This window comes from Saccharothrix violaceirubra, assembly GCF_014203755.1.
Classification (GTDB): Bacteria; Actinomycetota; Actinomycetes; order Mycobacteriales; family Pseudonocardiaceae; genus Actinosynnema; species Actinosynnema violaceirubrum.
Genome location: NZ_JACHJS010000001.1, coordinates 3,406,618 through 3,425,720 on the forward strand (window position 1 = coordinate 3,406,618; position 19,103 = coordinate 3,425,720).

The 19,103-nt window shown below is 74.5% G+C and carries 20 protein-coding genes and 2 pseudogenes; 12 read left to right on the forward strand and 10 right to left on the reverse strand.

The genetic code is table 11. The annotated features are described in order from the left end of the window. Window positions 1-49: 49 nt before the first annotated feature. On the forward strand, window positions 50-1,177 hold the full coding sequence (locus F4559_RS16225) for an SPFH domain-containing protein (RefSeq protein ID WP_246445944.1): 1,128 nt from the start codon (window positions 50-52) through the stop codon (window positions 1,175-1,177). Window positions 1,178-1,930: 753 nt separating this feature from the next. Then, window positions 1,931-2,353, forward strand: coding sequence for an SSI family serine proteinase inhibitor (locus F4559_RS16230; RefSeq protein ID WP_184669642.1), 423 nt, complete (start codon window positions 1,931-1,933; stop codon window positions 2,351-2,353). A gap of 1 nt (window position 2,354) precedes the next feature. Here the strand turns inward: F4559_RS16230 and F4559_RS16235 are convergent, their stop codons facing one another. Both F4559_RS16235 and F4559_RS16240 read right to left on the reverse strand, forming a co-directional pair. Beyond that, a complete protein-coding gene (locus F4559_RS16235) occupies window positions 2,355-3,737 on the reverse strand; it encodes an amidase family protein (protein WP_184669644.1) in 1,383 nt (460 codons plus the stop codon). Next, window positions 3,658-4,086, reverse strand: a complete 429-nt coding sequence (locus F4559_RS16240) for a DUF1707 SHOCT-like domain-containing protein (protein ID WP_184669646.1) — start codon at window positions 4,084-4,086, stop codon at window positions 3,658-3,660. Before F4559_RS16240 ends, F4559_RS16235 begins: the two co-directional genes overlap by 80 nt. Window positions 4,087-4,187: 101 nt before the next feature. Between F4559_RS16240 and F4559_RS16245 the strand changes: the two genes are divergently transcribed. Together F4559_RS16245 and F4559_RS16250 are read left to right on the forward strand one after the other, a co-directional pair. Then, window positions 4,188-5,069: a pentapeptide repeat-containing protein gene (locus F4559_RS16245; RefSeq protein WP_184669648.1), complete on the forward strand. Its 882-nt coding sequence runs from the start codon at window positions 4,188-4,190 to the stop codon at window positions 5,067-5,069. 37 nt (window positions 5,070-5,106) lie between these two features. Next, window positions 5,107-5,478 carry a hypothetical protein gene (locus tag F4559_RS16250; RefSeq protein ID WP_221447251.1) on the forward strand — a complete coding sequence of 124 codons (372 nt, stop codon included), beginning with the start codon at window positions 5,107-5,109 and terminating at the stop codon, window positions 5,476-5,478. A gap of 9 nt (window positions 5,479-5,487) precedes the next feature. On the opposite strand, the pseudogene F4559_RS16255 reads toward F4559_RS16250, so the two are convergent. Next, window positions 5,488-6,171, reverse strand: a pseudogene (locus F4559_RS16255) (NAD(P)-dependent oxidoreductase). 105 nt (window positions 6,172-6,276) lie between these two features. Between F4559_RS16255 and F4559_RS16260 the strand changes: the two are divergent. From F4559_RS16260 to F4559_RS16270, 3 genes are all read left to right on the forward strand, one after another. After that, the gene (locus F4559_RS16260; RefSeq protein ID WP_312865677.1) at window positions 6,277-6,984 is read left to right on the forward strand and encodes a TetR/AcrR family transcriptional regulator; all 708 of its coding nucleotides are present in this window, start codon (window positions 6,277-6,279) and stop codon (window positions 6,982-6,984) included. A gap of 190 nt (window positions 6,985-7,174) precedes the next feature. Next, window positions 7,175-8,041: a 5'-methylthioadenosine/S-adenosylhomocysteine nucleosidase gene (locus tag F4559_RS16265; protein ID WP_184669650.1), complete on the forward strand. Its 867-nt coding sequence runs from the start codon at window positions 7,175-7,177 to the stop codon at window positions 8,039-8,041. A gap of 8 nt (window positions 8,042-8,049) precedes the next feature. After that, the gene (locus F4559_RS16270) at window positions 8,050-9,990 is read left to right on the forward strand and encodes a hypothetical protein (protein WP_184669652.1); all 1,941 of its coding nucleotides are present in this window, start codon (window positions 8,050-8,052) and stop codon (window positions 9,988-9,990) included. A 71-nt stretch (window positions 9,991-10,061) separates the two neighbouring features. Here the strand turns inward: F4559_RS16270 and F4559_RS16275 are convergent, their stop codons facing one another. Continuing rightward, entirely contained in the window at window positions 10,062-10,760 is a 699-nt protein-coding gene (locus F4559_RS16275) for a ferritin-like domain-containing protein (protein WP_312865997.1), read from the reverse strand. A gap of 421 nt (window positions 10,761-11,181) precedes the next feature. Here F4559_RS16275 and F4559_RS16280 point away from each other — a divergent pair, with 421 nt between their 5' ends. Continuing rightward, a complete protein-coding gene (locus tag F4559_RS16280; protein ID WP_312865678.1) occupies window positions 11,182-11,763 on the forward strand; it encodes a TetR/AcrR family transcriptional regulator in 582 nt (193 codons plus the stop codon). 111 nt (window positions 11,764-11,874) lie between these two features. Here F4559_RS16280 and F4559_RS34420 read toward each other — a convergent pair whose 3' ends face one another. Continuing rightward, window positions 11,875-12,342, reverse strand: a complete 468-nt coding sequence (locus tag F4559_RS34420; RefSeq protein WP_221447253.1) for an MDR/zinc-dependent alcohol dehydrogenase-like family protein — start codon at window positions 12,340-12,342, stop codon at window positions 11,875-11,877. Between the two features lie 178 nt (window positions 12,343-12,520). After that, window positions 12,521-12,823, reverse strand: a pseudogene (locus F4559_RS36740) (alcohol dehydrogenase catalytic domain-containing protein); the annotation flags it as partial. A 72-nt stretch (window positions 12,824-12,895) separates the two neighbouring features. Here F4559_RS36740 and F4559_RS16290 point away from each other — a divergent pair. Further along, window positions 12,896-13,276 (forward strand): winged helix-turn-helix transcriptional regulator, encoded by a 381-nt coding sequence (locus tag F4559_RS16290; protein WP_184669656.1) that lies wholly within the window; start codon window positions 12,896-12,898, stop codon window positions 13,274-13,276. 16 nt (window positions 13,277-13,292) lie between these two features. Here the strand turns inward: F4559_RS16290 and F4559_RS16295 are convergent, their stop codons facing one another. Both F4559_RS16295 and F4559_RS16300 read right to left on the reverse strand, forming a co-directional pair. Further along, entirely contained in the window at window positions 13,293-14,810 is a 1,518-nt protein-coding gene (locus F4559_RS16295) for an MFS transporter (protein WP_184669658.1), read from the reverse strand. Continuing rightward, window positions 14,807-15,373 carry a TetR/AcrR family transcriptional regulator gene (locus F4559_RS16300; protein WP_184669660.1) on the reverse strand — a complete coding sequence of 189 codons (567 nt, stop codon included), beginning with the start codon at window positions 15,371-15,373 and terminating at the stop codon, window positions 14,807-14,809. Before F4559_RS16300 ends, F4559_RS16295 begins: the two co-directional genes overlap by 4 nt. Window positions 15,374-15,476: 103 nt before the next feature. Here F4559_RS16300 and F4559_RS16305 point away from each other — a divergent pair, with 103 nt between their 5' ends. Beyond that, complete coding sequence (locus F4559_RS16305; protein WP_312865679.1) at window positions 15,477-16,325, forward strand: MmyB family transcriptional regulator; 849 nt, start codon at window positions 15,477-15,479, stop codon at window positions 16,323-16,325. Continuing rightward, window positions 16,322-16,927 (forward strand): short chain dehydrogenase, encoded by a 606-nt coding sequence (locus F4559_RS16310; RefSeq protein ID WP_184669664.1) that lies wholly within the window; start codon window positions 16,322-16,324, stop codon window positions 16,925-16,927. The genes F4559_RS16305 and F4559_RS16310 overlap by 4 nt, the downstream gene beginning before the upstream one ends. Here the strand turns inward: F4559_RS16310 and F4559_RS16315 are convergent, their stop codons facing one another. Next, the gene (locus F4559_RS16315; protein ID WP_221447255.1) at window positions 16,928-17,560 is read right to left on the reverse strand and encodes a PadR family transcriptional regulator; all 633 of its coding nucleotides are present in this window, start codon (window positions 17,558-17,560) and stop codon (window positions 16,928-16,930) included. 51 nt (window positions 17,561-17,611) lie between these two features. Here F4559_RS16315 and F4559_RS16320 point away from each other — a divergent pair, with 51 nt between their 5' ends. Then, entirely contained in the window at window positions 17,612-18,325 is a 714-nt protein-coding gene (locus F4559_RS16320) for an SDR family oxidoreductase (protein ID WP_184669669.1), read from the forward strand. On the opposite strand, the gene map is transcribed toward F4559_RS16320, so the two are convergent. Then, the gene (gene map, locus F4559_RS16325) at window positions 18,285-19,079 is read right to left on the reverse strand and encodes a type I methionyl aminopeptidase (protein WP_184669671.1); all 795 of its coding nucleotides are present in this window, start codon (window positions 19,077-19,079) and stop codon (window positions 18,285-18,287) included. The two genes, F4559_RS16320 and map, sit on opposite strands and share 41 nt — an antisense overlap. Window positions 19,080-19,103 lie beyond the last annotated feature (24 nt).

Below are 19,103 nucleotides of genomic sequence, written 5' to 3' on the forward strand. Positions count from 1 at the left end.
CGCAACGCTGATCGTGATCGCGGTCCTGGTGCTGTTCGTGTTGATCGTGATGGCCAAGTCCGTCCTGGTGATCCCGCAGGCCACGTCGGCGGTGATCGAACGGCTGGGCCGCTACCGGACCACGGCCGCGCCGGGCCTGAACATCCTGGTGCCGTTCCTGGACCGGGTGCGGGCCCGGATCGACCTGCGCGAGCAGGTCGTGTCGTTCCCGCCGCAGCCGGTGATCACCCAGGACAACCTGACGGTGTCGATCGACACGGTCGTCTACTTCCAGGTCACCGATCCGCGCGCGGCGGTGTACGAGATCTCCAACTACATCGTCGGCGTGGAGCAGTTGGCCACGACGACGTTGCGCAACCTGGTCGGCGGCATGTCGCTGGAGGAGACGCTGACCTCCCGCGACCAGATCAACAGCCAGTTGCGCGGCGTGCTGGACGAGGCGACCGGCCGGTGGGGCATCCGCGTGGCCCGGGTCGAGCTGAAGGCGATCGACCCGCCGCCCTCGATCCAGGACTCGATGGAGAAGCAGATGCGCGCCGACCGGGAGAAGCGCGCCATGATCCTCACCGCCGAGGGTCAGCGCGAGTCCGCGATCAAGACCGCCGAGGGGCAGAAGCAGTCGCAGATCCTGGCCGCCGAGGGCGCCAAGCAGGCCGCGATCCTGGCGGCCGAGGCCGAGCGCCAGTCGCGCATCCTGACCGCGCAGGGTGAACGCGCCGCCCGCTACCTCCAGGCGCAGGGCCAGGCGAAGGCGATCGAGAAGGTGTTCGCCGCGATCAAGGCCGGGCGGCCGACGCCGGAGGTGCTGGCCTACCAGTACCTCCAGACGTTGCCGCAGATGGCGCAGGGCGACGCGAACAAGGTGTGGCTGGTGCCGTCGGACTACGGCAAGGCGCTGGAGGGCTTCGCCCGGATGCTGGGCACGCCGGGCGAGGACGGCGTGTTCCGCTACGAGCCCCCGGCCCCGGACCCCGCGACCCCGGCGCCGGAGGCGGACGACCCGTCGGTGGCCGACTGGTTCGACACCGCGCCGGACCCGGTGGTGGCCGAGGCCGTGCGCGCGGCCGAGGAGGTGGCCCGCAAGGAGGTGCCCGGTCCGCTCGCGGCGCCCGCGCCGAACCCGTTGGCCGCGCCCGCGCCGCGGCCCGAGGTGGGTCCGGGGCCGACCGCGGACTGAGTCCCGGGGGTCCGGTCGACGACCACCGGACCCGAGGAACGGTCGACCGGCTTCGGCCGGGAGCTTGCCGAAACGCCCGGCCGGGACACCCCGGCCGGGCGTTTCGCGTCGGCGGCCGTCGGGGTTCGGCGGCGACGGCCGGCGTCGTGGGTCGAGGGGTCGGTGCCGGGAAGTGCCCGCGCGGCGAGCCGTCGACGACGCGTCGCCGGAGGTGGGCCGGGAGGTCGGTGGACTGGCCGGAGACTCGTGGTGGCGGCGTCGGAGAGCGGGCGAGGTGGGCGGGCAGGGCGACCGGGGTGCCGAGGGCGGTGGCTCCGTCCTTGCCGGTGGCCGCCGCCGCGCGGTCGTCGGCATCGGCCGATCGCGAGCGGCGGGCCGGTATCGGGTTCCGTGCCGGGCCTGGCGGCGGGGATCGTGCGCGGTGGGGCCGGCTCTCGGCGCGGCCCGATCCCGTGACCGGTCGGATTCCCCGCCGGGCCACCGCCTGCAGGTCCGGACGTCGCCCCGACGCCGCCTCGCGTGTCCCGGTCACCGGAGTCGGTCACGTCCCCTGGGCCGACGGCCGTGATGACGGTGCGTGTCGGCGTGTCGCGCGGCCACCGGATCGGGTCGTCGACGGAAAGGCGGGCACGGACCGTCCCGGTCGTGTGGAACCACGCGCACGACCGGGTGGTGCGCGGCTCGAAGCTGTCTTCTCGCCTTCGCCCGGTGCAGGCTGCACGACGTCCACAGTGGACGTCCGAGGAGGTAGCCATGAGCATCAGGTCGACCGTCGTGGCGTGTGTGACCGTGACCGCGTGTGTGGTCCTGGCCGTCCCGGCCCAGGCCGCCGGTGTCCGGATCGGGTCGCCGACGCCGAAGGCCGTCGGTCCAGCCAAGTACACCCTGATGCTCTCGGGCGCGGACCACACGTGGTCGCGTGCGATCAAGCTGAACTGCCCGACCGACGTGGACGGCCACCTCCATCCGTTCGGCGACCAGGCGTGCGCCGACCTGGCCTCGGTCGACGGCGATCCCGGTCGGATGCACCGCGCGCAGGTCAAGTGCACGCCGGAGTACGGCCGGTTGACCGCGTCGCTGTCCGGCGTCCACGCGGGCCGCACCGTCAAGTGGAGCCGGACGTTCCGCGACGAGTGCGCCCTCTACGGCGCCACCAACACGGTGTTCCGGTTCTGAGTCAGTCCGCGTGCCGGGGCGGGCGGCGGTCGGTCCACGGCCGGGTGCGTTCGAGCTGACCGGCCAAGGCGAGCACGGTGCGTTCGTCGCGGGGCTTGCCGACCAGTTGCACGGCCAGCGGCAGACCGGTGCGGGTGCGGCCGGCGGGGACGGCGGCGGCCGGGTTGCCGGTGACGTTCCAGGCCGGCAGGAACGTGGTCATGCGGGCGGCGGCGAGCAGGGCGGCGACGGCGGGGCGCCGGTCCCACTCTCCGACGCGCAGCGGCGGCCGGGTCAGCACCGGGGTGAGCAGGACGTCGTGATCGGCCAGCACGGAGTTGGCGTGGGAGACCAGGGCGTGGCCCTGGGCCAGCGCCGCGCGGACGGCGGTGGCCGGGATCGCCCGGCCGAGCGCGGCGACGGCCCGGGTGCGCCGGTCGAGGCGGCGCGGGTGGTCGAGCGCGGCCTCGCCGGTGGCCGCGCAGTGCAGGTAGCGGGCGGCGAACGCGGCCGAGCCGGGCACGTCGCGCAGGTCCGGGTCGAGCCGGGTGACGCGGTGGCCGAGGTCGACCAGCAGCGCGGCGGTGTCGAGCACGACGTCGCGGACCTCGTCCGCGACCGGGATGCCCGGCCCCCAGGTGCGCAGGGACACCGCGACCCGCAGCGGCGCCGGGTCGGTCTTCTGGGCGGCGACGCAGTCCTCGCCGGGTGCGAGCACGTCGAGCAGCAACGCCGCGTCGCGCACGTGCCGGGTGATCGGCCCGGCCGCGACCAGCCCGGTCCACGGGTTGCGCTCGGGGTCCAGGGGCACGCGGTCGTGGTGGGGTTTGAGGCCGAACACGCCCGTGCAGGCGGCCGGGATGCGAATCGAGCCGGCGCCGTCGGTGCCGACGGCCGCGCCCACGAGCCCGGCGGCGACGGCCGCCGCCGCGCCGCCGCTGGACCCGCCGGGGCTGTGCGCGTGCGACCACGGGTTGCGGGTGGGGCCGGCCCACGTCGACTCGGTGAACGGCCACAGCCCGAGTTCGGGCATGCGGGTGCGGCCGACGATCACCGCGCCCGCCGCCCGCAGCCGGCGCACGATCTCGCAGTCCTCGTCGGCGACCCGGTCGACGGCGGCGGTGCCGCGGGTGGTCGGCAACCCGGCCAGCGCGAGGTCCTCCTTGACCGCGATCGGCACGCCCAGCAGCGGCGCGTGCTCGCCCCGGGCGACCCGCGCGTCGGCCTGGTCGGCGTCGGCCAGCGCCCGGTCCGCGAACACCTGGCGGAACGCGTTGAGCACGCCGTCGTGGCGGCGGATGCGGTCCAGGCAGCCGGCGACGAGGTCACGGGCGCCCACGGTGCCCGAGCGCACCAGTTCGGCCTGGCGCGCGGCGCCCGCGAAGCACGCGTCGGTGAGGTCCATGGCCGAACCCTAGGGCAGAACCGGGTTTCCCGGCCCGCCGGCGCACGAGGACGAACGCGAGCACCACCAGGAGCGGGAACGGCGGTCCGGCGACCCAGCCGACGACGGCGAACGCGACGGCGAACGCGGCGACCGCGCCGATCGGCGGCCGGCGGCGGGGTGGTGCGGGCGGCGGTCCGGGCAGGTCGGCGACGAGCGTGTCGAGGTCGTCGCGGTGCACGGCGGCGTAGGCGGCGGACAGGCGTTCGTCGGCTTCGGTCAGGGTCAGCCTGCCTTCGCCGACGGCGTCGCGCAGGCGGGCCGCGACCTGGTCGCGCTCGGTGTCGGAGGCACGCACGGGAGTGGTCATGTCCGTCGATGGTGGACGTTCCGCAGCGGCGCGGCATCGGTCGCGAAGCGGCCTCGCGGCCCGCGCCCACCGACGTACGCCGCACGGGGGATGATCGGGGTATGCCGTTGTGGGTGACCGTCCTGGTGGTGTGCGCGCTGCTCATCGTGATCTGGGTGCGGCATCGCAAACGCGGCCACGCCGAGGCGTTGTTGGACGAGCACGCCCGACGGCGTACGACGGGCGGTCCGGCGGCGTCCACGCCGGTGTCGCGGTGGCGCGAGGCCAACCGGCTGTTCCGGGCCGGGGACCCGGAGGGGTTGCGGCGGCTGGAGGTCATCGCCGCCGCGTCGCCCCGGCACCGCCAGGCGGTGGTGGCCACGTGGCTGGCGGCGTTGCGCGGCGGGGTGAGCCGGGGCCTGGACCCGACGTGGCGCACGCTGGTCGAGCGGACGCTGGTGGCGCACCTGCGTCCCGGTCCGGGGTTCTGGCCGGGCATGGCGCTGGACGCGGACGGCGCGATCCTGGTCGACCTGGACCTGTCGGGGTGCCGGGTGGGCGAGGTGAGCTTCCGGGGCGCGGTGTTCGTGGGCGACACCCGGTTGACGACGATGACGGTGACGGGCACGGCGGACTTCACGGCGGCCCGGTTCCTGCGGCACGCGGACTTCCACGACACGTTGTTCGCCCGGTCGGCGACGTTCGCGTTCGCGGTGTTCTGCGGCAACGTGTCGCTGGCGGGCGCGCGGGTGACGGGCGACGCGGTGTTGTCGGACGTGAAGGTGTCGGGGCGGGCCACGCTGTCGGGCGCGGAGTTCTCCGGTGCGGCCGACCTGCGCCGGGTGTTCTTCGGCGGGCGGGCGCTGTTCACCGACGCGGTGTTCGGGCAGGACGCGTCGTTCGCGGGCGCGTGGTTCCGGGGGCGGACCGACGTGGGGACGGCGATCATCGCGGCGGACGTGGACTTCACGGGTGCCCGGTTCGGGCACCGCGTCCACCGCTGAGGGTCGAGCGCCGAGGGTCGAGCGGAGACCGGGGATCATGACGATCCTCTCCCCGGGCCGGTACCCGTCGGCACCGGACCACGACCGCCATCCCGGGATCGACGGGCGGACGCCGACCGCGCGGATCGCCGCGGGGGAGGAGGCGGCGTCGGGGGCGCGAGGGTTCGACTTCGTGTCGTGCCGGGCGGCGGCGGTCCCGGACGAGGCCGAGCGGACGGTGCGCGCGGCCGTCGCCGGGCACGCGGTGCGGGTGGTGATGACCGGCGCCGGGGTGCGGATGGCGGTCGAGCACACGGTGTCGTTCGAGCGGTTGGTGGACCTGGTCGTCGACCCGGTCCCCGGCGTCGTGTTCCGCGTCACCACGTCGCCGGAGACGACGGTCGACGCGGTGCGTCGAGCCGGGCTGTAGCCCGTCGGATCAGTACCCGACGGTGAAGCGGCGCTGGACGTGACGGGGGATCTCGATCTCGTCGAGGATCGCCACGGCCAAGTCGTCGGCGGTGATGTCGCCGATGCCGTCCTCGCGCACGAGCAGCCGGTCGCCGCCGACGCGGAAGCGACCGGTGCGCACGCCGGCGCGGACGAGGCCGCCGGACGGGCTCAGGTAGGTCCAGTTGCGGTTGGACACGCGGTAGAGGTCCAGCGCCTCGCGGTGTGCCCGGACGACCCGCTCGTACTCGGCCGGTGCGCCGAGGACCTCGCGCAGGGTCCTGGCGAAGTCCTCGGTGTCGACCAGTTGCACGCCGGGGCGGACCTCCAGGCTGCCCGCGCCGCCCACGACGAGCAGGCGGGTGGCGGGGTGCCGGGCCAGGGCCGCGATCAGGGCGCGGGCCGCCCGCGGGAACACGTCGGCGTTCGCGATCGTGTCGGGGACGCTGCCGCCCGCGTTGATCGAGTTCACGACCACGTCGAGGCCGGTGATCGCGGTGGCGACGTCCTCCGGGTCGAGGATGTCGGCGACCCGTCAGGCGACCGCGCCGGGTTCGGCGGGGACGCGCGCCCCGGTGCGGGTGAACGCGGTGACGCGGTGGCCGCGTTCCAGTGCCTCGTCGACGACCCTGCCGCCGATGACCCCGGTCGCGCCGAAGATGCCGATGTGCACGGATACCCCCTGGTGTCGGACACCGTTGTTGAACGCCGTGTCTTGACTGAACGGTGTGTAGTAACTACACGGGGAAGATTAGCGCAACGCTGTAGGGTGTCAACCGTGCAGATCCAGACCAGGCGCGCACGGCTGAAGGCGGAAACGGCGCGGGAGATCAAGTCGATCGCGCTGACGCTGATGGCCGACGCCGGTCCGGACGCCATCTCGCTGCGGGCCATCGCCCGGGAGATGGGCATGACCGCCGGTGCGATCTACGGCTACTTCCCGACGCGCGACGACCTGGTCACGGCGTTGATCGACGACCTGTACACCTCCCTGGTCGACCGGGTGGAGGCGGCGCGTGATGCCCTGCCCGCCGACGACCGGGCCGGCCGGATCCTGGCGTGGGCGCAGGCGCTGCGCGAGTGGTCGATCGCCAACCCGCAGGGCTTCCGGCTGATCTACGACGCCCCGGTGCCCGGTTACCAGCCGCCGCCCGGCGGCGCCGCGGCCGAGGCCGGGCACCGCGCGTGCGCCGGACTCACGGGTCTGGTCGCCGCCGCGTGGCTGGACGCCCGCGCCCACCAGTCCGACGGCGACCACGCGTGGTCGGACTTCGACCCCCGGCTGGTCGAGGAGGTGCGCGCGGAGTTCCCGCACCTGCCGCCGGCCGCGATCGCACTGGCGTTGCGCGTGTGGGGGCGCATGCACGGCCTGGTGTCGTTGGAGATCCACGGCCACCTGTCGGTCCAGACCCGCGAACCGGCCAAGCTCTACCGCACCGAGATCCACGACCTGATCAGGTCCCTGGGGCTGACCCCGCCCGCCTGACCCGGTCGCATTCCATTCTTGTCGGAATGACCATTGGCTCCACACAAGGACTTGCCGCGCACATCGCTTTAGTGTCAGGATGACCCTAAGCGCGGTTCCGGCGGGGTTGTCACACCGCGCGCGCTCACGTCGTAGCCCTTGTAGGCGCCCGTTCCGCGGCGCCGTCCGACCGCGTTGGGGTGGAGAACCGGTGAAAGTGATCATGACGGCATTGGACGTGGAGCACGCCGCCGTGCTGGCGCACCTGGAGGACGTGCGCCCGCACCGGCACCCGTCCGGCACGGTGTTCGACGTCGGCACGGTGGCCGGTCACCCCGGGCACCGGGTCGCGCTGGCGTTGACCGGCGCGGGCACGACCGCCGCAGCGACGCTCACCGAGCGCGCCAACGCCGAGTTCTCCCCGAAGGCCATGGTGTTCGTGGGCGTCGCGGGCGGCCTGCGGGACTGGCTGGAGATCGGCGACGTGGTCGTGGCCACCAAGATCTACTCCTACCAGGGCGGACGCAGCGAGGACGACGAGTTCCTGGTGCGCCCGTCCGCCTGGTCGGTGTCGCACCTGCTCGACCAGGAGGCACGGCGGCTGCTGCGCGGCAACGCCTGGCACGCGTTCCTGCCCGACGGCGCCGGGCCGCCCGCCTACTTCGAGGCCGTGGCGGTGGGCGACGCGGTGCTCGACTCCCGCACCTCCGAGCTGGCCCGCCGGCTCCGGTCGAGCTACAACGACGCGGTGGCCGTGGACATGGAGGGCGCGGGCTTCGCGCACGCGGCCCACCTGGGCGACCGCGTGCACGCGGTGTCGGTGCGCGGCATCAGCGACCGCGCCGACGGGTCCAAGTCGTCGACCGACCGGTCGGGTGGGCAGCGGCTCGCGGCGCGCAACGCGGCGGCGTTCGCGATCGCCCTGGTCACCGCGCTCGACCCCGACGAGGACGTGCCGCCGCCTCCGGTCGGGCCGGCGTCGATCCCGGTCGTGCGCAACACGAACACGGCCCGGGACAACGCCCGGGTCGGGCAGCAGATCGGCGTCAACCTCGGGTCGATCGGGCGGAAGTGGTGACCGCCGACGTGCTCGAGGTCGAGAACCACAACGTCGCCTCCGACGACGCCCGCGTCGAGCAGCAGATCGGCGTGCAGCTCACGGAGTGCGTCTTCCACAGCGCGAACATCTACACCGTCACCGAGGACGACACGGCCGAACGCCGGTACGAGGTCGCGCTCGCCTACCTCGCGGGCGGCGTCCCGCGCCGGGCCGAAGACCTGTTGCGCGAGTTGGCGTTCGGCGTCGACCAGACGTCCGGCCACGTCTACCACTACGTGCTGTCGGTGTTCAGCGACCGCGGCCTCGGCGACCTGACCAAGGACCTGACCGCCGGTCTGCGCGACGCCCGCAAGATCGCCGAAGGGCTGCCCGACGACGGGTGGGGCCGGGCGAACCGGGTGGTCTGGAGCCTGTTCGACCACGTCCGCAAGGACCGGTCCGGGGACACGTTCGCGGCGGTGGAGGCGTTCGGCCGGTTGCCCGCGCCGCGCCAGGACGAGATCGCCACGCACCTGTCCCGGCTGGTCGCGGGTTCGGTCGAGCAGCGGCTCAACGCCGAACGCAAGCACCAGGTGGGTGTGGAGCGGCTGTCGGGCGACCGGATCGGGCGGGTGTGGAAGTACTTCGAGCCCGACCCGGCGCCACCCTCCCGGTACGAGCCGAGGCTGGAGCTGCCCCGGCTGACCGGACGTCGGAGCGCGGTGCTCGGGGCGGTGGCCGCGGCGGTGTCGGCGGTCGGCCTGTTCACCGGTCCGTTCACGGCGTCGTTCTGGGGCGGGTTGGCGGTGATGGTGGCGGGGTGCGCGGTGATGGGCGGGTTCGGCGTGGCGCACACCGCGCACCTGGTGCAGGTCGCACTCCGCCGGGAGGCGGCCGAGTCCGCCGGCGGCCGGGGCGCGGCGACGCCCGTCGACCGGCTGATCGACCACTGCTTCCGCGAGACCCGTCCGGAGTTCGCGCACGACTGGCCGAACTACGCCGCCGGGTACGCCGCGCGGCTCAAGACCCGGTTCAACGCCCAGTTGTGGGACCAGGACCGGGTGTCGCTGCGGCGGTGGAAGTGGCTGTTCGACTGGCATGCCCGGCGCGTGGCCGACCGGTGGCCCCACCACGACCCGATTGTGCGCCCGGAGGGCACGGTGCCCGGCGGCGCCCGGCTGTGGCAGGTGGTCGGCGTGCTGGTGACGCTCGCGGGCCTGGGCCTGCTGCTGGTCGCGGCGCAGCGGTGGTGGGCGGTGCCGCTCGCGGTGGGCGGCGGGTTCGCGTTGCCCACGGTGCTGGAGGTCCTGGCGGCCCGTCGTGCCGTGCTGCGTCCGCGCCGGGAGGCCGACGCGTTGTTCGACGAGGAGAACGACGAGTTCCTGCGGTGGCGCGCGGAGTTGGCCGACCGTCCCGGCGACGGGGAGATGGCGCGGTGGCTGGCGTTGGACAAGGCGCACCTGAAGAGCGCGGTGTTGCGGGGCGGCGACATCGGCGAGCGTGACCTGGTGTCGCACGTGGTGCTCACCCAGCCGGCACCCGGTGCCCGACGCGGGTCGGTGACGCACGGTCCGCCGCGCTACTCGGCGTACCTGGTCACGGTGATCCTGTTGACCCGGCGCGGCGTGCAGGCCTCGCGCGTGTACCTGGACTTCGGCTCGGGCGAGGTCAAGAACGAGGTCCGGGACGTGTTCGGCTACGACCGGATCGTGTCCGCGTCGCTGCGGATGGAGGACGGACGCCGGGTGCGCCGCCGGGAGTTCCGGCTGACGCTGGTGAACGGTGCGGAGATCATCACGGTCGCCGAGCGCCTGGACGCGGGCAGCGACACGGCGGCGGCCGACGAGGCCGAGTTGGAGCGGCTGGCCGCCGAGACGTCGGGGATGGACGCGGCGCTGCCGGTCCTGCTGGCCGTCGCCCGGGAGGGCACGGCGTGGATCGGGTTCGAACTCGAACGGCAGAGCCTGCGGTCGCGCGACTGGGAGTGACGTCCCGGCCGCTCCGGAACCGGTCGCGGCGGGGTGGCCGGGGACGGCCCGCGCTCCGTCCCCGGCCTTCCTCACGCCGACACGGGCAACAGGTCGTGCGCCGGGTCGTGGACGGCAGCCACGGCGGCGTCGAAGTGACCGATCACCTCGGCGGCGAACGCACGTCGGGTGACGCCCAGCCGGCGCAGGGCGGGGCCGTGGTCCAGGCAGACGACCGCGAGCGCGCCGAGCAGCAGCACCCGCCACGGCCCGCGCACGGTGCGGGGCAGGTCGCCGCGCAGGCGCAGGCAGTGGAACGGCACGTGGCGGCGTTCGTCGTCGAGGATCCGACCGGCGACCTCGGCGACGAGCGGGTCGTCGGCGCCGTCGCGCAACGCCCGGTAGTAGCCGAGCGCCACGACCTCGGCGATCAGCAGGACCATCAGTTCCATGCGCAGGCCCAGCACGCGGCGCAGCCGCACGAACACCGCGTCGCTCCAGTGGCCGGCGATCGTGTCGCGGCCCGCGGCCCCCAGCAGCAGGGCGAGCATGCGGGCGTGGTCGCGCTCCTCGGCGACGAACATCCGCACGGCGCGGGCGTAGTCGTCGTCGCCGGCGTCGCCGGCCTTGGCGATCAGGTTGGCGCCGTCGCCGGATTCCCCGACCTGGAACCGGCGGACACTGGCCACGACCTCCGGTGCCATGACGGCACGGCGCGCGAAGTCCGGGTCGCCGGTGTCGCGCCGCCGGTCCGCCGCGTCCTCGAAGTCCCGCACCCATTCGGCAAACACGCTCAACGTGGGCTCCTCTCGTCTCACTCAAAGGGGGACGGGTCGTGCGGGGCGGGCGTTGTCGCACGGTTGTGGAGGTGGGGTGAAGGTCCTGTGCGCTACGCGTCGCGGTGACCGCGGTACCCGCGGCCACCGGTTCATCGGCGCGACGGCCGCGAGGACGAGCACGGACCTCATCAGGGCGGCGTCGACGGCGACGCCGGAGGAGAACACGGTCACGTCGAGTTCGCCGCCGGCATCGGCGGACGGCCCGGCGGCGGCCGACCGGTGCGCACCGCGTGGTCGCCCGACGGCGGGATCCCAGGGCGGCGTCGGATTGGGCCTGTCGATCGTCGTGGCGGCGGCGCGATGTTCACCGTGCGGCTGCCGGGCGCTCCGCCCGCCGTGCGCGTCCCGGGAGATCGACTAGGGTCTGACCACCGTGGACAACCGTCGTGACCTGCTGCGTGACACCGCCGTCTCCGTTCTGGCCGAGGCGGGCGGGCGCGGGTTGACCCACCGGGCGGTCGACCGGGCGGCGGGGGTGCCGGAGGGTACGACCAAGAACTACTTCCCGTCGCGCGACGCCCTGCTGCGGGCGGCGGCGGAACGGTTGGCCGAGGCGCACGAGGCGGCGGTGGCCCGCCTGCACACCACGACCCCGGCGGACGTGTCGCCCGCCGAGGTCGGCGCGCTCTACCCGGCGTTGCTGCGCCGGGCGGTGGCCGAGCCCGCCCAGTTGCTGGCGATGGTGGAGCTGTACCTGGAGGCGGTGCGCCGGCCGGGGGTGCGGCAGGCGTTGGGCCGCATGGCGGTGGCCAACGCGCGCGCCGGTGCCCGGCTGCACCGGGCGGCCGGACTGCCGGGCGGGGTGCGCGACGCCGGGCTGCTGGACGCGTTCTTCCTGGGCGTGGCCGTGTCGCTGGTGGCGTTGCCGGCCGACGCGTTGCGCGAGGTCGGGCTGGACGACGGCGACGAGCTGGGCGCGGAGCTGTTCCGCGCGGTGGTCCCCGGCCCGGTGTAGCCCCGCCCCCGCCGTCGGACGCCGGTGCCCCGCGGGCGGCGTCCGGGGCCGGGCGACAGCGCGGGGCTGCCACCCCGACGTCCTGTCCCGGCCCGTGCCTCGCGGCGGGGCTCAGGGCACGAGCAGCCAGCGGCCCCGCTGTCCGCCGGCGACCTTGTCGTAGGCGATCACGGCGTCGGCCAGCGCGACCCGGCCCGCGACCCGGGCCTCCAGCACGCCGGAGGCGGCCAGGTCCAGCAGCCGGGCCAGGCCGGCGCCGTCGGGTACGACGCTGCCGATGCCGACGGTGATGCCGCGTTCCGGCTCGGCGGGCACGGGACCCGGCACGCCGGTGTACGCGCCGCCGTCGCGGACCGCGGCGAGCACCGGCCCGTGCAGGACGGCGGCGTCGAGCACCGCGTCGAACGACCGCCCGGACAGGTCGGTGACCAGCGCGCGGGCCCCGGCGCCGAGCACGAAGTCCCGGTCGGCGGCGCGGGCGAGGCCGGTGACGGCCCACCCGGCGTGCGCGGCCGGTGACGGCCCACCCGGCGTGCGCGGCCAGGGCCACGGCGTAGCCGCCGACGCCGCCCGCGGCACCGGTGACCAGCAGGGTCCGGCCGGCCGCCGGACCGAGCCGGTCGAGCAGCTGGGCGGCGGTCGAGGCGTTGAGCGGCACGGCGGCGGCGTCGACCGGGTCGAGACCGGCGGGCAGCCGGGCCGCGGTGGCCGCGGGCACGACGGTCTCCTCGGCGTGGGCGCGCACGCCCGCGGCGAAGTCGACCTGCACGGCGCCGATCCGGTCGCCGACGGCGAACCCGGCGACGTCCGGGCCGACGGCGGTGACGACGCCGGACAGCGAGCCGCCCAGGCCGACCGTGCCGGTGAGGCCGAAGATCGCCCGGGCGGGTCCGCCGGCGACGAGCAGGTCGACGCGGTCGACGGACGCGGCGATCACGCGGACGCGCAGGTCGCCGGGTCCGGGCGGGGGCAGGGTCACCTCCGTGAGGGCGGGGGCGGTGGTGTCGGGCCGGGATACGAGCGCGAGCGTCACGACTTCTCCGTTCGATCGGGTGTGCACCCCACTTTCGGTGCTCTACTCTCTGTTGGGAAGAAGGCACTTGTGAGTGGGGTAGGCACCCGGAGGTAAGTCGTGGACGTGGCCGAGGCCCGGTTCGACGCGTTCAACGCCCTGTGCCCGAGCAGGCGGCTGCTGGACACGATCGGCGACAAGTGGGCGAGCCTGGTGATCGTCGCGCTGGGCCTGGAGGGGCCGTTGCGCTACTCCCGACTGGCCACGCGCATCGACGGGGTGAGCCAGAAGATGCTGACCCAGACCCTGCGGGGCCTGGAACGCGACGGGCTCGTGACCCGCACCGTGACCCCGTCGGTGCCGGTGCGGGTCGACTACGCGCTGACCCCGCTGGGACTGTCGCTGCTGGGCACGCTGCGCCACCTCAAGGACTGGGCCGAGGAACACATGCCGCAGGTCGACGCCGCGCGCGCCGCCTACGACCGAGGCGACCGGGTGTGATCGGTGCCGCCCGTGATCAGTGCGGCGCGGTGATGTCGGTGCCCTTCGGCGTGACCGCGTGGACCACGACGGCGATGGCGAGCATGACCACGCCGCCGATCAGGCCGGTGGCGCGCAACGCGTCGGTGAACGCCGCCCCGGCCGCCGCGGCGAGGTCGGGCAGCCCCCGTTCGACGGCCAGGGCCGTGGCCGCCCCGACCGAACCCTCGGCGGCCGACGCGACCGCCGGGTCCAGGTCGGGCAGTGCCGAGCGCAGCCCGTTGGTGTAGAGGATCGCGGCGACGCTGCCCAGCACGGCGACGCCGAGCACGTTGCCCAGGTCGTAGGCGGTCTCCTCGATCGCCGCCGCGCTGCCCGCCCGGTCGTCGGGCGTGCCGGACATGATCATCGCGGACGCGACCGCCAGCGACCCGACCCCGGCACCGATCAACGACAGCGCGACGGTCACGTGCCCGGCGGCCGGCCCGGACGGGGTCACGACCAGCGCGACCATGCCCAGTCCCGCGACCGCCAAGCCGCCCGCGAGCACGATCCGGGCGCCGACCCGGGCCGCGAGCCAGGTGCCCAGCAGCGACGCGACCGTCCCGGCCACCGCCGCCGGCAGCAGCCGCAGCCCGGTCCGGACGGGGCCCGCGCCGTCGACGACCTGGATCCACTGCGCGAGCAGCAGGAACGCGGCGGCCATCGCGAACGTCGACCCCAGCGCGGCGACCACGCCGGCGGTGAACGGCCGGCGGGCGAACAGGCGCACGTCCAGCAGCGGGTCGGGGCGGCGCAGGCAGCGCACCACGAACCACGCCAACAGACCCACACCGACGACCACCGCCACGACGGCCTCCGGGACGGCCGGACTCTGCTCCTTGGCGAACCGCTTCACCGCCCACATCAGCGCCGCCATGCCCACCAGCGTCTGCACGGTGCCCGCCGCGTCCCACCGGCCGGGGGAGGGGACCCGGGACTCGGGCAGCACGGCCGCGGCGGCGACGGACGCCACGACCATCAGCGGCACGTTGACCAGGAACGCCGCCCGCCAGGAGAACGACTCCAGCAGCACCCCGCCCACGATCGGCCCGACGCCCGCGCCGATCCCGGACACCGCCGCCCACAGGCCCAGCGCGGTCGCCCGTTCCCGGGGGTCGGTGAACACCGCGCGGATCAGCGACAACGTCGTGGGCATGATCATCGCGCCGCCGACACCGAGCAGGGCCCGCACCGCGATCACCTCCCCGGTGGTCGAGGCGAACAGCGCCCCGGCCGACGCCAGGCCGAACAGGGCGTACCCGGCCAGCAGCAGACGGCGGCGCCCGATCCGGTCGCCCAGCGCGCTCATCGACACCAGCAGACCGGCCAGCACCAGCGAGTAGGCGTCCACGACCCACAGCAGACCCTCCGACGACGGCCGCAGGTCGCCGGCCAGGTCGGGCAGCGCGATGTTCAGGATCGTCAGGTCCATGGTGACGACCAGCAGGCTCGCCGACAGCACCGCCGCCGACCCCCACCGCCGGGCCGCGCCGACGGGTGCGACGGTCGTCATCGGACCTCCCGGCCGGTCAGCGCGGCCAGCGACGCGGCCAGCGACGCGCGGTCCATCGGGCGGCCCTGGTGCAGGGCGTGCCAGGTCGCGCCGTCGAGGAACACGGTCACCGCGACCGCCCGCGCCGCGCCCACGTGCGGCGTGAGCACCGCGACCATGCCGTCGAACCAGCGCCGGGTCAGCACGAGCAGGTCGTCGTCGGCCACGGCCGCGGTCGCCACGGCGACGTCGGAGCGCACCAGCCGGGAGTCGGACAGGTAGGCGTGGGTCCAGTCGACGACCACGCCCACCACGTCGTCGGTCGCGGCCAACGCCGTGCCGATCCGCGTGATCTCCTCGTCGAGGAGGCCGGCCATGCTCTCCAGCGCGGCGGTGCGCAGGTCGTCGAGTGTGGCGAAGTAGGCGGTGACCGAGCCGGGGGAGACCCCGGCCCGATCGGCGACCAGGCGGTGGGTGAGCGCGGCCGGGCCGGATTCGGTGATCAGGTCGACGGCGGCGGCGACGATCTCGCGCCGGCGCTGTCCGGGGTCGCGGGCGCGGCGGGCACGCGGGGGAGTGTCCATGCTCGGCTCCTTACGTACAGACGTACATGTACTAATGTACGTTAGGGAGGGTGTCCCCACCAGGGACAGGCACGACCCCCACCGCCGGCGGCACGATGGACCCGTGATCACCACACGCACCGGCGACCTCGGCGGCTTCCTGCGCAGCCGACGCGAACGCCTCACCCCCGAGCGGGCGGGCCTGCACCCCGGCACCACCCACCGACGCGTCCCCGGACTACGCCGCGAAGAACTCGCCGACCTCGCCGGCGTCAGCGTCGGCTACTACACCCGACTCGAACAGGGCATCGGCACCGGCGCCTCCACCGCCGTCGTCGACGCCCTCGCCGCGGCACTGCGCCTCGACCCCGCCGAACACGACCACCTGCGCACCCTCGCCGCACCACGCCCGCCGACCCGCCCCCGCACCCGCCGCAGCAGACTCCGACCCGCGATCCGCGACCTGCTCGCCGCCCTGCCCGGCACACCCGCCATCGTCATCGACCACCGCGCCGACGTCCTCGCCTGGAACCCGCTCGGCCACGCCCTGCTCGCCGGCCACCTCGACCCCGCCGCCCCCGACGCACCCCAGCGACCCAACATCGCCCGCATGCTCTTCCTCGACCCCCACCACCGCGCCCTCTACCGCGACTGGCACGCCAAAGCCCAGACCACCGTCGCCGCCCTGCACCAGGCCGCTGCCCGACACCCCGCCGACCCCGGACTCGACCGGATCGTCGGCCGACTCGCCGTCGACAGCCCCGACTTCGCCCGGCTGTGGGCCCGCCGGCCGATCCGCACCTGCGCACACGCGGTACGCGAACTCGACCACCCCGTCGTCGGCCGGCTCACCCTCGCCAACGAGACCGTCACGCTCCCCGACGACGACCAGCACCTCGGCCTGTTCCACGCCCGCCCCGGCACCCCCGACGCCGACGCGCTCACCCTGCTCGCCCGGAGCGCCACCCCATGAGAACCCTCGTCATCGGCGGCGGCGGCACCATCGGACGACGGCTCGTCCCCGCACTGCGCACCCGCGGCCACGACGTCGTCGTCGCCGGACGCACCACCGGAGACGTACACGTCGACCTCGCCGACCACCCGACCGTCGAAGCCATGTACCGACAGGTCGGCCCGGTCGACGCCGTCGTGGCCATCGCCGCCCACGGCGCACTCGACGACTTCCCGACCCTCACCACCGAGGCGCTGTACGACAACACCCGCGCCAAACTGTTCGGCCAGATCGACCTCGTGCTCACCGGACAGCACCACTGCGCCGACGGCGCGTCCTTCACCCTCACCTCGGGCATCTTCGCCGACCAGGCCTGGCCGCACGTCACCGGCGGCGCCGTCATCAGCGGCGCCCTGCACGGCTTCGCCCTGTCCGCCGCCCTCGAACTGCCCCGGGGCATGCGGATCAACGTCGTCAGCCCGACGATGGTCGGCGACTCGGTCGACGCTTTCGCCGAACACTTCCCGGGCATGCGCCCGGTACCCATGGACGACCTCGTCCACCACTACCTCGACTGCGTCGAAGGCCCGCACACCGGCCGGATCGTCCGCGCCTACGGCTGATCACGCCGGGGGAGCGTCCCGCAGATCACCCGACGCCGCCCCCGAATGCACGTCACGCCAGAAATCCATGCCCCCCAACGACCCCTCACGCGCCGCCCCCGCGAACCACGACACCCAGTCCCGTTCCGCCCGCAACATCGCCGACCGGTACTCCAACTCGATCCACGCCAACTGCGGCAACCCCACCCCGGCCAAGGACACCTTGACCTCCTCCAACGCCGCCACCTGCGCGTCGAGCGCCGCCACCCGCCGACCCGCCAGCTCCACCGCCTCCTCCGGCGGCACCAACCCCACCAACGCGATCCCCGCCTCGAACCGCGGGTACTCCTTCACCGGCACCGCCACCAACTCCCGCAACCAGTCGTGCAACTCCGCACGCCCCGCCCCGGTCAACCGGTACGTGGTCCGCTCCGGCCGGTTGCCCGCACGCCCCGCGCCCACCGCCTCCACCAGACCGTGCCCGCGCAACGAATCCACCACCGTGTACAACGTGCCGTAACTCAACTTCACGCTGCCCACCTGATGACGCTCGCGCAACGTCGCCGCCATCTCGTACGGGTGCATGTCCCGCTCCCGCAACAACCCCAGCACGGCCAACGCCAACGTGTTCGCCCGCCGGAACGGCCTGGCCACGCCCACCTCCACCTCGCACCGACACCCGCGCCCGAGCATAGGGTCGCCACCATGGACAACCTCACCGTGGTCACCGGCGGCAGCCGCGGCATCGGCGCCGCCACCGCACGACTCCTCGCCCGCCGCGGCCACCGCGTCGTCCTCGGCTACCGCACCGCCCACGACCGCGCCCAAGCCCTCGCCGCCGAGATCGGCGGACACGCCGTCCAGGTCGACGTCACCGACGAACACCAGGTCGACACCCTCTTCGCCACCGCCGCCGACCACGGCCAGGTCACCGGCGTCGTCATCAACGCCGGCATCACCAGCCCCGTCGGCCCCCTCGCCGACCTCGACGTCGCCGACCTGCGCCGCGTCGTCGACGTCAACATCGTCGGCGCCCTGCTCTGCGCCCGCCGCGCCGCCCGCGACCTGCGCGAAGGCGGCGCCATCGTCGCGATCTCCTCCGCCGCGGCCACCCTCGGCAGCCCGGGGGAGTACGTCCACTACGCCGCCACCAAAGCCGCCGTCGACACCATGACCATCGGCCTGGCCAAAGAACTCGGACCACGCGGCATCCGCGTCAACGCCGTCGCCGCCGGCACCGTCCGCACCACCATCCACGAACTCTCCGGCGTCCCCGACCGACCCGACCGCGTCGCACCCGCCATCCCGCTGCGCCGACCCGGCGAACCCGACGAGATCGCCGCCGCCGTCGCCTGGCTCCTCAGCGCCGAGGCGTCCTTCACGACCGGGGCGGTCCTGCGGGTCGCCGGGGGGCAGTGAGCACCACCGGACCGTCGTCGGTCACCGCCACGCTGTGCTCCACGTGCGCCGCCCGACTCCCGTCCGTCGTCAACAACGTCCACCCGTCCGCCGCCGCGTAATACCCGTCCCGGCCACCCGCGTGCACCATCGGCTCGATCGCCAACGTCATCCCCGCCCGCAACGTCAACCCCCGTCCCGGCTTGCCCGTGTTCGGCACACCCGGCGCCTCGTGCATCTCCCGCCCGATCCCGTGCCCGCCGAAATCCCGCGGCGTCCCGTACCCCGCACCCCGGATCACCGTGCCCACCGCGTGCGACACGTCGCCCAACCGCGCACCCGGCACCGCCGCCGCGATCCCCGCCGCCAACGCCCGCTCGGCCGTCGCGATCAACTCCTCGTCACCCGACCGCGCCTGCCCGACCACGAAACTGACCGCCGAGTCCCCGTGCCAGCCGTCCACGTGCGCACCGCAGTCCACGCCGAGGAGGTCGCCCTCCTTGAGCCGGTAGCCACCGGGGATGCCGTGCACCACCGCGTCGTTCACCGACGCGCAGATCACCCCGGGGTAGGGGGTCGGCGCGAACGCCGGGTGGTAGTCCAGGAACGACGACCCGGCACCGGCCGCGCGCAGCACCTCGTGCGCGACGTCGTCCAACTCCAGCAGCGACACCCCGACCGCGGCGTGCGCCCGCACCGCCGCCAACATGTCCGCGACCACCAGCCCGGCCGCGCGCATCGCGTCCAACTCGCCGGACGACTTCAGTTCGATCACCACGGACTCCTGACCGCTTCGGTA

What these genes read in the sequence shown, in the direction of transcription:
- F4559_RS16225 (WP_246445944.1), top strand. Translation starts at nt 50, where the DNA reads ATGGCCAAGTCCGTCCTGGTGATCCCGCAGGCCACGTCGGCGGTGATC.
- F4559_RS16230 (WP_184669642.1), top strand. Translation starts at nt 1,931, where the DNA reads ATGAGCATCAGGTCGACCGTCGTGGCGTGTGTGACCGTGACCGCGTGT.
- F4559_RS16235 (WP_184669644.1), bottom strand. Translation starts at nt 3,737, where the DNA reads ATGGACCTCACCGACGCGTGCTTCGCGGGCGCCGCGCGCCAGGCCGAA.
- F4559_RS16240 (WP_184669646.1), bottom strand. Translation starts at nt 4,086, where the DNA reads ATGACCACTCCCGTGCGTGCCTCCGACACCGAGCGCGACCAGGTCGCG.
- F4559_RS16245 (WP_184669648.1), top strand. Translation starts at nt 4,188, where the DNA reads ATGCCGTTGTGGGTGACCGTCCTGGTGGTGTGCGCGCTGCTCATCGTG.
- F4559_RS16250 (WP_221447251.1), top strand. Translation starts at nt 5,107, where the DNA reads ATGACGATCCTCTCCCCGGGCCGGTACCCGTCGGCACCGGACCACGAC.
- F4559_RS16295 (WP_184669658.1), bottom strand. Translation starts at nt 14,810, where the DNA reads ATGACGACCGTCGCACCCGTCGGCGCGGCCCGGCGGTGGGGGTCGGCG.
- F4559_RS16300 (WP_184669660.1), bottom strand. Translation starts at nt 15,373, where the DNA reads ATGGACACTCCCCCGCGTGCCCGCCGCGCCCGCGACCCCGGACAGCGC.
- F4559_RS16310 (WP_184669664.1), top strand. Translation starts at nt 16,322, where the DNA reads ATGAGAACCCTCGTCATCGGCGGCGGCGGCACCATCGGACGACGGCTC.
- F4559_RS16320 (WP_184669669.1), top strand. Translation starts at nt 17,612, where the DNA reads ATGGACAACCTCACCGTGGTCACCGGCGGCAGCCGCGGCATCGGCGCC.